Here is a 14,091-nt window from a genome sequence, read left to right as displayed (position 1 = left end):
TCGCGGCGCCGTCAGTGCGCGGTCTCGCCGCGCTCCTCCGCCTCCTTGGCGCGCTGGTAGGAGGCCCGGATCTCGGCCTCGGCCTCGGTCCGGCCCACCCAGGTGGCGCCCTCGACCGACTTGCCCGGCTCCAGGTCCTTGTAGACCTCGAAGAAGTGCTGGATCTCCAGCCGGTCGAACTCGCCGAGGTGGTGGATGTCGCGCAGGTGCTCCTGGCGCGGGTCCTCGTAGGGGACGCAGAGCACCTTGTCGTCGCCGCCCTTCTCGTCCGTCATCCGGAACATGCCGATGGTGCGGCAGCGGATGAGGCAGCCGGGGAAGGTCGGCTCGGGCACCAGCACCAGGGCGTCCAGGGGGTCGCCGTCCTCGCCCAGGGTGCCCTCGATGAACCCGTAGTCCGCCGGGTACTGCGTGGACGTGAACAGGGTGCGGTCCAGCCTGATGCGGCCGGTCTTGTGGTCGACCTCGTACTTGTTGCGGTGACCCTTGGGGATCTCAACCGTGACGTCGAAATCCATGTGCACGCTCCCTCGTTTGCCCACGCTGGCAACGGAACCACCGGCACGCCACCTCGGGACAGGCGAAAGCCACCCGCCCGCCTCGGCCGCCGCATAGTGTTCGGACCGAAGTAGTGTCACCCAAGCCAATTTCCGCAGGGGAGGAGGGGGCCGTGGGGAGGGAAGATTCACATTACCGCCCGGAGCCGGGATCTGGACGCGGTACCGGACGATCTGGTTCGGGCGGCGCCAGCGGTCGCGTACCGGTGCCCGGCGCGCAGCCTCCCCGCCCCTCCGGTCCGGCCCCCGATCCGGCTCCGCCGGTCTGGCCGCCGGCCGATCCCCGCGCGGGCGGGCCGGGCCGCTTCCCCCCACTCGGCCCCGACCGGCCCATGACACCGCCCACCTTCCCCGGAGGTGAGGCCACCCCCACCTCCGGTATCCCGACCAGCCCGGCGCCGGCCGGCCCCCGCCGGGACCACGGGTACGCGCCCGCCGGCGCGGGCGCGGCGCCGACAGCCGGCCCGGCGCGTGTCGACCCACCCGGGGCCGGCCCGGTCACCGGCCCGTCCGCCGCCGGCCCGGTGAGCGTCCCACCGACCACACCGCCCCCGGCCGCCCCGACTCCCCGCCGCCGGCGGCTGCCGGTGCTGCTGGCCGTGGTGCTGCTGCTCGTGCTGGCCGGAGCCGGCGTGGCGGTCGTACGCCCCGGCCCGGTCGCCGGGTGGCTGGGCGGCGGCGTCGACGACACCGAGGCGGGGGGCCTCCCGCCGGATCCGGCCCCCTCGGCCGTGCTGGCCGGGTCGGATCCGAACGCGCCGCTGCCCACCGCCGACGGGGTGCGGACGGCACTCGACCCGCTCGTGACGGCGGCGGCCCTCGGCGACCGGGTGAACGTGTCGGTGGCGGACGTGGCCACCGGGGAGTCCCTCTTCGCGAAAGGCGCGGACGACGGGACGGTGCCCGCCTCGGTCACGAAGCTCGTGACCGGGGTGACGGTGCTCGCCGCGAGAGGGCCGGCGTACCGGATCCCCACCCGGGCCGTGGCCGGGGCGAACCCGGGTGAGGTGGTCATCGTGGGTGGCGGCGACCCCACGCTGGCCGTCGACAAGGGCGGCTTCTACCCGGGCGCCGCCCGCCTCGACGACCTGGCCGCTCAGGTGAAGCAGGCGCTCGGGGGGACGGCGCCGACGAAGGTGATCGTCGACTCCTCGCTCTACTCCGGTCCGGTCTACGAGCCGGGCTGGGACGACGACATCCCCACCGGCGGCTACGGCGCGGCGATGACGGCGCTCATGACCGACGGCGCCCGCGCGGACGTGCCGCGGGCGAAGAAGGACCACGAGGCGGGTGACCACGGGGCCGAGCGGGTCCCGCAGCCGGACCTGACCGCCGGCCGCGCGTTCGCCCGGCTGCTCGGCGTGCCGAGCACCGCCGTGAGCAAGGGCCGGGCGCCCGCCGCGGGCACCGGCGCCACGGCCGGCGCGCCCGGCAGCGAGCTGGGCAAGGTCGAGTCCCCGCCGCTCGTCCGACTGGTCGACATCATGATCACCGACAGCGACAACGTGATCGCCGAGGCGATGGCCCGACAGGTCGCGTTGGCGCGGGGCAAGCCGGCCTCCTTCAGCGGCGCGGCCGCCGCCATGGACGAGGTGGCCGGTGAACTGGGCCTGCCGGCCGACGAGTTGGCCCTCGCCGACGGCAGCGGCCTGTCCCGCACCGACCGGATCAGCCCGTCCCTGCTCACCGACCTCGTCACGCTCGCCGGCAACGGCAGCCACCCGGACCTCGCCGCCATCTTCGGCGGGCTGCCGGTCGGCGGCTGGTCCGGAACGTTGGGCGACCGCTACGGCACGGCCGGCACGAAGGCGGGCGCCGGGGTGGTCCGGGCCAAGACCGGGACCCTGACCGGGGTGCACGCCATCGCCGGGCTGGTGACCACGGCCGACGGGCGGCTGCTCACCTTCGCCGTGCTCACCGACCGGGTGCCCGCGGACGGGCTGGACTCGGCGCGCGTGGCGCTGGACCGGATCGCCTCGACCCTCGCCGGTTGCGGCTGCCGCTGACCGGGCGCGGGAGCGTACGCCCGCCGACGCGGCGGCGCGCGTCCCGTGGCCCGCGTCGATGCCTCCGGCGCGAGCCCGGGCCGGGGTGTTCCCACGCGGGTACGGTGGGTGCATGGCGCAGTTCGTGGACTGGGATCTGGCCGCCGCCACCGCGGGGGCGCTCGGCAAGTCGGGGCCCCGGGTGTCGTACGCCGAGGCCACCGATGTGGTCGGCGACCTCCGGCGGCTGACCGAGGAGGCGGCCGGGCACGTGGCCGACTACACCGGTCTGCGCCCCCAGGTGACCCACCCGCCCGTGCGGGTGGTCGACCGGCGGGACTGGGCCGGCGCGAACATCGCCGGCCTGCGTGAGGTGATCAGCCCGCTGGTCAACCGCCTCGCCGGCGACAAGCAGCCGGGAGCGCTCACCGAGGCGATCGGCTCCCGCCTGACCGGGGTGCAGGCCGGCACCGTGCTCGCCTATCTCTCCGGCCGGGTCCTCGGCCAGTACGAGGTCTTCTCCGGCGACCCGGGGCAACTGCTGCTCGTGGCGCCGAACATCGTCGAGGTGGAGCGGAAGCTCGGCGCCGACCCGCGCGACTTCCGGCTCTGGGTCTGCCTGCACGAGGTGACCCACCGCACACAGTTCACCGCCGTCCCGTGGATGCGCGCCTACTTCCTCGGCGAGGTCCAGGCGTTCGTGGACGCCTCGTCCGGCGGGGAGCACCTGCTGGAGCGGATGCGCCGCGGCGTGGCCACGCTCTCCGACGCGATCCGCGACCCGGAGAGCCGCACGAGCGTGCTGGACCTCGTCCAGAGCCCCGCCCAGCGGGCCGTCCTGGACCGGCTGACCGCGCTCATGACGCTGCTCGAGGGGCACGCCGAGTTCGTGATGGACGGCGTCGGCCCCCAGGTCATCCCCAGCGTCGACCGGATCCGGGCGGCGTTCAACCGCCGCCGCGAGGCCGGCAACCCGCTGGAGAAGGCGATCCGCCGGCTGCTCGGCATCGACGTCAAGATGCGCCAGTACGCCGAGGGGCGCAAGTTCGTGCACGGCGTGGTGGACCGGGTCGGCATGGAGGGCTTCAACAGGGTCTTCGGCTCGCCGCTGACCCTGCCGCGGCTGGACGAGCTGGGCGACCCCGACGCGTGGGTGGCCCGGGTGCACGGGCCGGCCGGGCCGCTGCCGGCGGCCGGCTGACCGCACGCCGGTGGCCGTCCTCGCCCCGCCGGTGGCCGCGATCCGGGTGGCGGTGCGCGACGCGCTGACCGGCCTTCCCGGCGACGGTCCGGTGCTGGTCGCCTGCTCGGGAGGCGCCGACTCGCTCGCGCTGGCCGCCGCCACCGCGTTCGTCGCCCCCCGCCTCGGCCGGCGCGCCGGCCTCGTGACCGTGGACCACGCGCTCCAGCCGGGCTCGGCCGACCGCGCCGCCGCGGTCGCCGCCTGGGCCCGGGAGCAGGGGCTCGCGCCGGTGGAGGCGGTCCGGGTGGAGGTGGCCGGGCGGCCCGGCGGCCCGGAGGCGGCCGCCCGCGAGGCACGGTACGAGGCGCTGGTGGCGGCCGCCCGGCGGCACGGTGCGAGCGCGCTGCTCACCGGTCACACCCGCGACGACCAGGCCGAGACCGTGCTGCTCGCGCTGGCCCGGGGCGCCGGCCCGCGCGGCCTGGCCGGGATGCCCGCCCAGCGGGATCTGGCCGGGGTGCCGCTGCTGCGGCCGCTGCTCGCCATCACCCGTGAGCAGACCCGGGCGGCCTGTGCCGCCGCCGGCCTGAAGCCGTGGGTCGACCCGCACAACAGCGACCCCGCGTACGCCCGCTCCCGGGTGCGTGCCGAGGCGCTGCCCGCGCTGGTCCGCGCGCTGGGGCCGGGCGTGCTGGACGGGCTGGCCCGCACGGCCCGGCTGGTGGCCGAGGACAACGCGGCCCTCGACGATCTGGCCGGCGCCGCGCTGGCGGCGGCCCGGCACCCGGAGGGCGGGCTCGCCGTGCCGGCGCTGGCCGCCCTCGCTCCCGCGGTACGCGCTCGCGTCCTGCACGCCTGGGCGCGCGAGCTGGGCGCCCCGCCCAGCGCGCTCTCGCACCGGCACGTTGCCGCGCTGGACGCGCTGGTCACCGCGTGGCGCGGCCAGGGCGCCGCGTACCTGCCGGGCGGCCTGCGGGTGCGTCGGCACGCCGGCCGCCTGCTCGTCTAGGAGCCGACCTGCGCGCGGTCCCGGAACGTGGTGCGGTAGCTGTGCGGGGTGGCGCCGACCCGGCGGGTGAAGTGGTGGCGCAGCGTGGCGGCGTCGCCGAAGCCGGCCCGGTCCGCGACCGTCTCGACGCTCAGCCCGGTCTCCTCGAGCAGGCGCCGGGCCAGCAGCACCCGCTGGTTGGTCATCCAGTCGTGGGGTGTGGTGCCGGTCTCGGCGCGGAACCGCCGGGCGAAGGTGCGGGGGGCCATCCCGGCGCGGGCGGCGAGGTCCTCCACCGTCACGGCGTGGTCCAGGTGCCCCATGAGCCACTCCAGCACGGGCTCCAGGGTCGGCGCCTCGGGCGCCTTGGGGATCGGCGCCTCGACGTACTGCGACTGCCCGCCGTCGCGGTGCGGGGGCACCACCATCCGGCGGGCGAGCCGCGTGGCGGTGGCCGAGCCGTGCTCCTGGCGTACGAGGTGCAGGCAGGCGTCGATGCCGGCGGCCGTGCCGGCGCTCGTGAGCAACCGCCCGTCGACCACGTAGAGGTTGTTGCAGCGCACCCGGGCCTGCGGGTGCAGCCGTTGCAGCTCGTCCACGTAGCGCCAGTGGGTGGTGCACTCGCGCCCGTCGAGCAGCCCGGCCGCGCCCAGGAGGAAGGCCCCCGAGCAGACGCTGAGCAGGTGCGCGCCGCGCGCGTCGGCCCGGCGCAGCGCCTCGAGCACCGACTCGGGGACCGTGCGGCAGCCCTCGTGGGCGGGCACCGCGACCAGGTCGGCCTCCTCGAGCGGGCCGAGGTCGGCGTCCGGGACCACCTGGAACCCGGACGAGGTACGCACCGGGGCGCCGTCGGGACTGCACACGTGGAAGCGGTAGCCGGGAAACCCGTCGGCTGTGCGGTCGGTGCCGAAGACCTCGGCGATCACGCCGAGTTCGAACGGGGCCACCCGGTCGAGGGCGAGGACGGCGACGGAGCGCAGCATGTGACGAGGGTAACCCGGAAGGTGGCAGGAAATCGATGGTCAGTGGCATTCCTGCCACTGTCGGGCCGGATCGGGGCGGCGCAGACTGGGGTCAAGTCCGGTGCGCACCGGCGGCGAAACCGACAGCAACCATGCGAAAGCGAGCGCCGCCATGGAGTTCCTGCTCTTCCTCCTGTTCCTCGTCCTCCTCGCCGTTGCCTCGGCGGCCGGCCTGACCGTCGACAGTCGCGACTCGGCCGACTGGAAGCCGACCGACGCCGGCCGCCGTCCCCGGTCCCGTACCAGCTGATGTGATTGGTCCGATTTCGTGAGGAAAATCCCGGGCGGGACCGCGCCAAAAGGGGCGGCCCCGCCGACGGCGGCCGGTCGCCGTACGGCAGGCTAGGAGCCATGGCAGACGGCTCCTGGTACGACGCCGACATCGACCACGTGATCATCTCCGAGGCGCAGATCCGCGAGAAGACGGCGGAACTGGCCAAGCAGGTCTCCGCCGACTACGCGCACGTCGACGACGGGCTGCTGCTGGTCTGCGTGCTCAAGGGCGCCGTGATGTTCATGGCCGACTTCGCCCGGGCGCTCGGCCGGCACGGGCCGTCCGCCGAGCTGGAGTTCATGGCCGTCTCCTCGTACGGCCAGGGCACCACCTCCTCCGGCGTGGTCCGGATCCTGAAGGACCTCGACCGGGACATCGCCGGCCGCCACGTCGTGGTCGTCGAGGACATCGTCGACTCCGGTCTCACCCTCTCCTGGCTGCTGCGTTACCTGGAGTCCCGCTCGGCGGCGAGCGTCGAGGTGGTCGCGCTCTTCCGCAAGCCGGACGCGATCAAGGTCCAGGTCCCCGTGAAGTACGTCGGCTTCGACATCCCGACCGAGTTCGTGGTGGGCTACGGGCTCGACTTCGGCGAGCGTTACCGGGAGCTGCCCTACGTGGGCGTGCTCAAGCCCGAGGTCTACGCGCGCTCCTGACCTGCCGGTATCGGCTTCCGTCTAGCCGACGTTCAGCGGACTCTCAGTCTTCCGGACTACCGTGGACGTCGGTGGCGCGGAGGCACCTCCGCGCCCGGCCCCTCGACCGCGTGACCGGGTGATCGCAGGTGGCCGGGTCCGGATTCCTCGCCACGCCGGTCTCCGCCCGGTCCGCCGTACGTCTCGGCGCGGGCTGGCGGCCCCCGCTTCCGCGGAGCGCATGGTCGATGCCCGATGTGCGCCGAGTGCGGGGCTCGCAAGCTCACTCCGTGCGCACACGGTGTACCGTCGAATGACCGCGGCGCGGCAGAATGTCGTGCCTCGGGGGTCGAGGCCGGCCCGCACGGCGGCTCCGGCCGCCGCCGCAGGCGGCGACATCATCAGACGGTCAGGACGTCGATCAGGAGGATGCGGGCGTCTCGGCGCTCGACAACAGCATGGAACGTACGCGTTTCTTCCGCCGACCGGTGGTCTGGATCATCCTGGTCATCCTCGGCGCCGTTGTGCTCAGTCAGTTGTTCACCTCGGGTCCCAGTTACCACCGGGTGGACACTTCCGTTGCGCTCGACCAGTTGCACACTGCGAAGATCAATAAGGTCGTCTTCCAGGACAAGGAGCAGACGCTCCAGATCGACCTGGCACAGAAGGCCAAGTTCGACGACACGACCACGGACCGGATCCAGGCCCAGTTCCCCGCCGAGGTGGGCGACCAGGTCTGGCAGGAGGTCCTGGACGCCAAGGCGGCCAACCGGGTCACCGGCCCCGCCGACACGAAGGTGTCGTCGGACAGCATCTGGGTGAGCCTGCTGGTCAACCTGCTTCCCATCGTGCTGCTCGTGCTTCTGCTGCTGTTCTTCATGTCGCAGATGCAGGGCGGCGGCTCGCGGGTGCTCAACTTCGGCAAGTCCAAGGCGAAGATGATCACCAAGGACACGCCGAAGACCACCTTCGCGGACGTCGCGGGCGCCGACGAGGCGGTGGAGGAGCTCCACGAGATCAAGGACTTCCTCCAGAACCCGGCCAAGTACCAGGCTCTGGGCGCGAAGATCCCGAAGGGCGTCCTGCTCTTCGGCCCTCCCGGCACCGGTAAGACCCTGCTGGCCCGCGCGGTCGCCGGCGAGGCCGGGGTGCCCTTCTACTCCATCTCCGGCTCCGACTTCGTCGAGATGTTCGTGGGTGTCGGCGCCAGCCGGGTCCGCGACCTCTTCGAGCAGGCCAAGGCGAACGCCCCGGCGATCGTCTTCGTCGACGAGATCGACGCCGTCGGCCGGCACCGTGGCGCCGGCATGGGCGGCGGCCACGACGAGCGCGAGCAGACCCTCAACCAGCTGCTCGTCGAGATGGACGGCTTCGACACCAAGGGCGGGGTCATCCTGATCGCCGCCACCAACCGGCCGGACATCCTCGACCCGGCGCTGCTGCGCCCGGGCCGGTTCGACCGGCAGATCCCGGTGGACGCGCCCGACATGGAGGGCCGCAAGGCCATCCTGCGGGTGCACGCCAAGGGCAAGCCGTTCACCCCCGACGTCGACCTCGACTCGGTGGCGCGGCGGACCCCGGGCTTCAGCGGTGCCGACCTGGCCAACGTGATCAACGAGTCCGCCCTGCTCACCGCCCGCAAGGACCAGCGGGCGATCACCAACGACTCCCTCGAGGAGTCGATCGACCGGGTGATCGCCGGTCCGCAGCGCCGGACCCGGGTGATGAGCGACCAGGAGAAGAAGATCACCGCGTACCACGAGGGTGGGCACGCGCTGGTCGCGTGGGCGCTCCCGCACGCCGCGCCGGTGCACAAGGTGACGATCCTGTCCCGCGGTCGGTCGCTGGGCCACACCCTGGTCCTGCCGACCGAGGACAAGTACACCCAGACCCGCGCGGAGATGGTCGACACCCTGGCGTACGCGCTGGGTGGCCGGGCAGCGGAAGAGCTGGTCTTCCACGAGCCCACCACCGGTGCCGGCAACGACATCGAGAAGGCCACCCAGCTGGCCCGGGCGATGATCACGCAGTACGGCATGAGCTCCAAGCTCGGCGCGATCAAGTACGGCACCAGCGGGGACGAGCCGTTCCTCGGCCGCAACATGGGCCACGAGCGGGACTACTCGGACGCGGTGGCCGCCGAGATCGACGGCGAGATGCGGGCGCTCATCGAGCTGGCCCACGACGAGGCCTGGGAGATCCTGGTGGAATACCGGGACGTCCTGGACAACATCGTGCTCGAGCTGATGGAGAAGGAGACCCTCTCCACGGCCGACATGGCCCGGATCTGCGCCCGGGTGGTCAAGCGCCCGCCGATGGCGCCGTACAACGGCTTCGGCAAGCGCCAGCCCTCCACCGAGCCGCCGGTGCTCACGCCGGCCGAGAAGGAGGCGCTCAAGGCGCAGGCCCAGGCCGACGGCGCGCAGGCGGGTGTCGGCGGCACCTCCTCGAACAACTCGGACGGTACCCACTGAACAGCACGGACCCGGCGGCCAGCTCCCACAGGGGGCTGGCCGCCTCCGCGACCGAGCCCGACGGCGACGACGCTCTGGACTACATCGCCGCCCGCCTCATCAACGGCAAGCTCACCGGCGGCCCCGTCGAGGAGACCGTCGACCTGGCCCGCATCGAGAAGGCCGTGCGCGAGATCCTGATCGCGGTCGGGGAGAACCCCGACCGCGAGGGGCTCCAGCAGACGCCGGCCCGGGTGGCGCGGGCGTACGCCGAACTCTTCGCCGGCCTCCGGGTCGACCCGGCCCAGGTGCTCAGCACCACCTTCGAGGCCAACCACCAGGAGCTGGTGCTCGTCCGGGACATCGACGTGATGAGCCTCTGTGAGCACCATCTGCTCCCGTTCCGCGGCAGCGCCCACATCGGCTACATCCCGGGCCCCGACGGGCGCATCACCGGGCTGTCCAAGCTGGCCCGCATCGTCGAGGTCTACGCCCGCCGGCCGCAGGTGCAGGAGCGGCTCACCTCGCAGATCGCGGACCTCCTGATGAACAAGCTCGCGCCGCGCGGTGTGATCGTGGTGCTCGAGTGCGAGCACATGTGCATGGCGATGCGCGGCATCCAGAAGTCGGGCGCGCAGACCATCACCTCGGCCGTGCGCGGCACGCTCCAGAACGACGCGAAATCGCGGGCCGAGGCCATGGCCCTCATCCTGCCGCGCTGACCCGGCGTACGTCACCGGCCGGCCGACCTGGCGATCCAGGTCCGGCCGGCCGCGTCGTCTCCGGGCCGGTCGGCCGCGCGCGGGCCGGTCCGCCGGCTCGTCAGCCGGCCAGCATGGCGAGCAGCAGCATCACGGTGGCCAGCACCGCCGGCACCAGGCAGACCAGCGCGCCGAACCGGGACGTACGGTCCAGTCGGTCACCCGGCCGCGGACGGAAGACCCGCCCCACGCCGAGCCAGCCGCCCACGAACGCCACCGCCGGCATCGGCAGGCCGCAGATGAGCGCGGCGACGGTCGCCGGCCCGACACCGGTCGACGCGTACACCACGACCTGGATGAGCGGCACCACCAGCGCCAGCGGGCCGTACACCAGCAGGTTGCGTGCGCGGGCGGACCAGCTCGCCGGCCGGAGCGGGTGCCGGGCCACCAGCGCCGCGTCCGCGGCGTCGACCCGCTCCCGGGCGGCACGCAGCCCGGCCAGGACCGTGGCCGGCCCACCGGCCATCGCCCGGGCCGCCTCGCTCACCTCGGGCGGCGACGGCACCAGCGAGATCGGCGGTACGCCCCGCTCGCGCAGCCGGGTCTGCTGCGCCGCGAGCCGGGTGCGTACCTCGGTCAACTCCTCGCGGGCCGCCTGCACCGACCGGGCCTGCTCACCGGCGGCGGCCGCGGCGGCACGACGGACGCCGTCCAGTTGCCGGGCCGCGACCAGGTACTCCTGCCAGGCGTCCGCGGCCGTGCCGGTCGTCCCCCCGGGCGGCGCCGCCGGCCCCCCGCCCGCACGCTGCCGGCCCGGCCCAGCCGCGCGCGTCGCGGTGGCCGCCTCGCCCGCGCGGGCCGTACGCCATCCCTCAGCGCCCACGACCCGTCCCCTCACCGCTCACGACGTGGTCCCCTCGTCGACGAACGGCACCAGCACGACGCCCCGCTCGTGGGGGCCGTCCCAGAGCACGACGCGCCCCGGGCGCGGCCGCCACTCCACCGGACGGTGGAACACCGAGGTGAGCTGCGCGCCGGGCACGTCCACGGCGGCGACGGCGGCGACCTTGTCCACCGGGTCCTCCGGGCCCAGCACGGCGGCGAACGGCGGCACCACCCGCCACCAGCCGAGCAGGTGCCGCCCCGTCGGTGGGCCCTCCCGGAGCAACGTGCGCAGGCGGTCGGCGGGCAACTCCTCGGCGCCGGCCCGGTCCGCCCCGAAGACCACGAGGTACGTCGGCGCGCACGCCGGTTCGCCCGAGCCGGCGCCGCCCTCCGGGTCGGTGCCGTGGGCCAGCGGCGGCAGGTCCGACTCGGTTGCCGCGTCGAGCAGCTCCCCGACGTCGACCATCCGGGCCACGTGCCGGCCGGCCAGCTCGGCGGTCAGGGCTTCGGCCAGCGGCCGGCTGCCCGGATCGGGTGCGGCCACCACGAAGCGGGCGCCGCCGGGCGCGTGGTGCGCGGCGGCGCTCCGCACCGCGGTGGCCAGCAGCCGCGCCGCCTCCGGGCCGGGACCCAGGACCGCCAGGTTGCGCCCGGCCGCCGGCCCGAGCGGAACGGCCACCGTCGACCGGGCGACGTCCACCGCCCGACCCAGCAGGGCCGCGGGCGAATGGGCCTGCCCGGCGGCCGCGGCCCGGAACCGCGGGTCGTTGCGCAGCAGCGGCCGGGCGTAGCCGGCGAACACCACCGGCGGGACGCTGCCCTCCGGACGGGCCGTCCACAGCTCGTGCCGCAGCCGCTCCACGACTCCCGGCTCGTCCTGCGGGTCCGGGTAGCGGATCAGCCGCTCGTGCCCGCGCACCGCGTTCCGCGGGCCACCGAGCCCGCCCGCCGTGTTGACGACCGCGCTGCCCACCGGCAGGCCGGCCGCCGAGTCGTTGGTCGGTTCCAGCACCGCGCCGCCGCCCGGCAGCGCCACCCGGACCGGGAACTGGCCGAGCAGCGAGTCCCGGTGCCCGCCGTCCGACCGGCCGGCCAGGCCCAGCTCGCCCGCGCCGGCCAGCACCAGGTGTACGCCGTACGTGCGGCCGGCCCGCGCCAGCGCGTCGAGTCGGGCCGCGGCGTCGGCGGCGAGCCGGTCCCGCTCGGCGAAGAGCAGCGGCAGATTGTCGACCACACAGACGACGCGCGGCAGCGGCGTGTGCTGCCGCAGCTCGGCGAACCGCTGACCGCCGGCCCGGCGGCCCGCCTCCTCGCGGCGGCGCACCTCGGCGGTCAACTGCTCGAAGAGGTCCCGCACGTACTCCCGGTCGGCCGCCATCGCGGCAGCCCGCACCTGCGGCACCCACGACCGGTCCCGCTCGGTCTGCAGGAACTCCACGAAGGACTCGCCGTCGCCCAGGTCCACCAGGTACAGGGTCAGTTCGTCCGGGCCGTACCGGGCCGCGAGGCCCAGCAGCGCGGTGGTGAGGAAAGCCGACCGCCCGACGTCCGAGCGGCCGCTCACCAGCCAGTGCGGGGTCAGCTCGGTGAACCCGAGCGGCACCGGTCGGCCACCGGCGTCGCCCACCGTGGTGGTCAGCCCGTCCGCCGAGTCGGCCGCCCAGAGGTCGTCCCCCGTCGGCGGAAGCAGATCGGCCAGCGCGAGCCGGGAGCCGGCCTCGACCTGCGCCGCGAGCCGGCGGCACACCGCGTCCACGAGGTCGGCCGGCGGGTCCGACTCCACGAAGACCGGTGAGTTCAGCCCGCCCGGCGTGTCCGCGCCCGGACTCGTGAACGAGTTCCCCGGCGGGTCACCGAGCAGCGCGTACGCGTTGCGCAGGGCCAGAGTGGTGGCCCGCGGGAGCGGCGGGCGGTTCGCGTACGGGCCGGGACCCGCCCATCCGGCCACGACGAGGTGCAGCCCGGCCGGCGGGCCCTGCTCGGCCAGCGCCTCGATCCGCGACAGGTCCGTCGGCCCCGTCGACTCCGGGAGGGCGGCGATCACCAGCAGCAGCGTCCGATCGTGCCGCCGCCGCCCACCGGCCGCCGGCGTCACCCACTGTTCGGCCTCGGTCAGCACGGCCCGCAGGCCCGCCACGTCCCTCGCGGGTGGTGGAAGGAGACCGGCGTCGGCCAGCGCGCCGAACGGCGCCAGCGTCGTGCCCTCGGCGTCCACCGCACGGACCAGCAACGCCCCGGCCGGCGTGGCGCCCAACGCCCGCAGCAGGACGGCCCGGAGCAGACCGGCCACCCGGGGATCGCGGGCGTCGGTGTCGATGCTGAGGTGGCCGGTGCCGACCAGCGGCACCAGAGCGGGGAAGCGGGCGTCGTCCAGCGGGGCGGCGGCGCCCACCCGGACGAACGGCGGCGGCCCCTCGCCGGGTGGCGTGTCGGGGGCGAGCGTCTCGAGGGGAGCGCCGGACCACCCGGGGGCCACCAGCGCGGCCGCCGTACGCAGCCGGTCCGCCAGGTCGTACTGACGACGCTGGTCCGCGGGGGCCGGGCGGGTCTCGTCGAGGATCTCGGCGGCGGCCGCCGCGATGGCGGCGGCCCGGCGGTGCGAAGCGGCGGCGCGGTTCGTGCGAGCCTTCGGTCCGGCCACCGTGTCCACCCCCTCTGCCCGAGGTTGGCAACCTCCCCGAGCAGAGACGGTATCCCAGGTGGGGCCGCTACCCGGGGAGGTACGGCGGCGGTGCCGGGGTGTCGTCCGTCATCTCACCGCGGGAGAGCGGTCCGTCACGATCCGCGGCAACTGAGGCATTGGGTACGGAGCCGATGGCGGATAGCCTCAGGAGGTGGAATCAGTGCAGCCCCCCGCCGGTTCCCAGGTCTCCCGCGTACCGGCGCAGCGGCCCCCCTCCGAGCAGCTGCCACCGGCCCCGGCCGCCCCGGCGCCGGAGCGTCCCCGCCGCCGGCTGCGCACCGTCCTCACGGTCGTCGCCGGGGTCCTCGCACTGCTCTGCGTCGGCGGTGCCATCACCGGCTACGTGCTGTACGACCGCGCCACCACCCCGGACCGCAGCGCTCCAGACGTGGTGGTGGACAACTATCTTCGAGCGTTCCTCGTGGACCGAAACGACGTCCGCGCGGATCAGTTCACCTGTGAGAACAGCGCCGACTTGGGCGCGATCGCGAGCCTGCGTAACGAAATTGAGCAGCGAGAGATCAACTTCGGTGTAGTTGTGCGGGTCAGTTGGGGGGCGTTGACCAGGACTCCGGCCGGCAACGGCGAGGAAGTCGCGACAACGCTGACGATCTCCGGCTCCGCGGACGGCGTTCAGCGGAGTAGCCGACGCGAGGACTGGATGTTCAACGTCATTGAGAGCGAACAAGGCTGGCGGGTGTGCGGCGGGCGAAAGCTGAGTTGAAAAC

At 74.5% G+C, this 14,091-nt stretch carries 12 protein-coding genes; 8 read left to right on the top strand and 4 right to left on the bottom strand.

Annotated elements, in window-relative coordinates; genetic code table 11:
• Positions 1-11: 11 nt before the first annotated feature.
• Entirely contained in the window at positions 12-518 is a 507-nt protein-coding gene (locus ACSNOA_RS31040; protein ID WP_436663310.1) for an inorganic diphosphatase, read from the bottom strand.
• A gap of 371 nt (positions 519-889) precedes the next feature.
• Between ACSNOA_RS31040 and dacB the strand changes: the two genes are divergently transcribed.
• The 3 genes from dacB (at position 890) to tilS (ending at position 4,734) form a co-directional block, all read left to right on the top strand.
• Entirely contained in the window at positions 890-2,563 is a 1,674-nt protein-coding gene (gene dacB / locus ACSNOA_RS31035; protein WP_436663309.1) for a D-alanyl-D-alanine carboxypeptidase/D-alanyl-D-alanine endopeptidase, read from the top strand.
• Positions 2,564-2,675: 112 nt separating this feature from the next.
• The gene (locus tag ACSNOA_RS31030) at positions 2,676-3,743 is read left to right on the top strand and encodes a zinc-dependent metalloprotease (RefSeq protein WP_436663308.1); all 1,068 of its coding nucleotides are present in this window, start codon (positions 2,676-2,678) and stop codon (positions 3,741-3,743) included.
• Between the two features lie 10 nt (positions 3,744-3,753).
• Positions 3,754-4,734: a tRNA lysidine(34) synthetase TilS gene (tilS, locus tag ACSNOA_RS31025; protein WP_436663307.1), complete on the top strand. Its 981-nt coding sequence runs from the start codon at positions 3,754-3,756 to the stop codon at positions 4,732-4,734.
• On the opposite strand, the gene ACSNOA_RS31020 is transcribed toward tilS, so the two are convergent.
• A complete protein-coding gene (locus tag ACSNOA_RS31020) occupies positions 4,731-5,696 on the bottom strand; it encodes a GlxA family transcriptional regulator (RefSeq protein ID WP_436663306.1) in 966 nt (321 codons plus the stop codon). The two genes, tilS and ACSNOA_RS31020, sit on opposite strands and share 4 nt — an antisense overlap.
• A gap of 151 nt (positions 5,697-5,847) precedes the next feature.
• Here ACSNOA_RS31020 and ACSNOA_RS31015 point away from each other — a divergent pair, with 151 nt between their 5' ends.
• The 4 genes from ACSNOA_RS31015 (at position 5,848) to folE (ending at position 9,816) form a co-directional block, all read left to right on the top strand.
• A complete protein-coding gene (locus ACSNOA_RS31015; RefSeq protein ID WP_436663305.1) occupies positions 5,848-5,985 on the top strand; it encodes a hypothetical protein in 138 nt (45 codons plus the stop codon).
• A 101-nt stretch (positions 5,986-6,086) separates the two neighbouring features.
• On the top strand, positions 6,087-6,662 hold the full coding sequence (hpt, locus tag ACSNOA_RS31010; RefSeq protein ID WP_436663304.1) for a hypoxanthine phosphoribosyltransferase: 576 nt from the start codon (positions 6,087-6,089) through the stop codon (positions 6,660-6,662).
• Positions 6,663-7,099: 437 nt separating this feature from the next.
• Positions 7,100-9,115 carry an ATP-dependent zinc metalloprotease FtsH gene (gene ftsH, locus ACSNOA_RS31005; protein ID WP_436663303.1) on the top strand — a complete coding sequence of 672 codons (2,016 nt, stop codon included), beginning with the start codon at positions 7,100-7,102 and terminating at the stop codon, positions 9,113-9,115.
• A 35-nt stretch (positions 9,116-9,150) separates the two neighbouring features.
• Positions 9,151-9,816 (top strand): GTP cyclohydrolase I FolE, encoded by a 666-nt coding sequence (gene folE / locus ACSNOA_RS31000; protein WP_436663432.1) that lies wholly within the window; start codon positions 9,151-9,153, stop codon positions 9,814-9,816.
• 100 nt (positions 9,817-9,916) lie between these two features.
• Here the strand turns inward: folE and ACSNOA_RS30995 are convergent, their stop codons facing one another.
• Both ACSNOA_RS30995 and ACSNOA_RS30990 read right to left on the bottom strand, forming a co-directional pair.
• Positions 9,917-10,528 (bottom strand): hypothetical protein, encoded by a 612-nt coding sequence (locus tag ACSNOA_RS30995; RefSeq protein WP_436663431.1) that lies wholly within the window; start codon positions 10,526-10,528, stop codon positions 9,917-9,919.
• Between the two features lie 168 nt (positions 10,529-10,696).
• The gene (locus tag ACSNOA_RS30990; protein WP_436663302.1) at positions 10,697-13,330 is read right to left on the bottom strand and encodes an FtsK/SpoIIIE domain-containing protein; all 2,634 of its coding nucleotides are present in this window, start codon (positions 13,328-13,330) and stop codon (positions 10,697-10,699) included.
• Positions 13,331-13,523: 193 nt separating this feature from the next.
• On the opposite strand from ACSNOA_RS30990, the gene ACSNOA_RS30985 reads away from it, so the two are divergent.
• The gene (locus tag ACSNOA_RS30985; protein ID WP_436663430.1) at positions 13,524-14,087 is read left to right on the top strand and encodes a hypothetical protein; all 564 of its coding nucleotides are present in this window, start codon (positions 13,524-13,526) and stop codon (positions 14,085-14,087) included.
• Positions 14,088-14,091: the final 4 nt, after the last annotated feature.

The sequence above is a fragment of the Micromonospora sp. URMC 103 genome (assembly GCF_051386435.1).
GTDB lineage: Bacteria > Actinomycetota > Actinomycetes > Mycobacteriales > Micromonosporaceae > Micromonospora.
The sequence above is the reverse complement of the archived record's forward strand: the minus strand, read 5'-3'. Positions and strand labels throughout refer to the sequence as shown.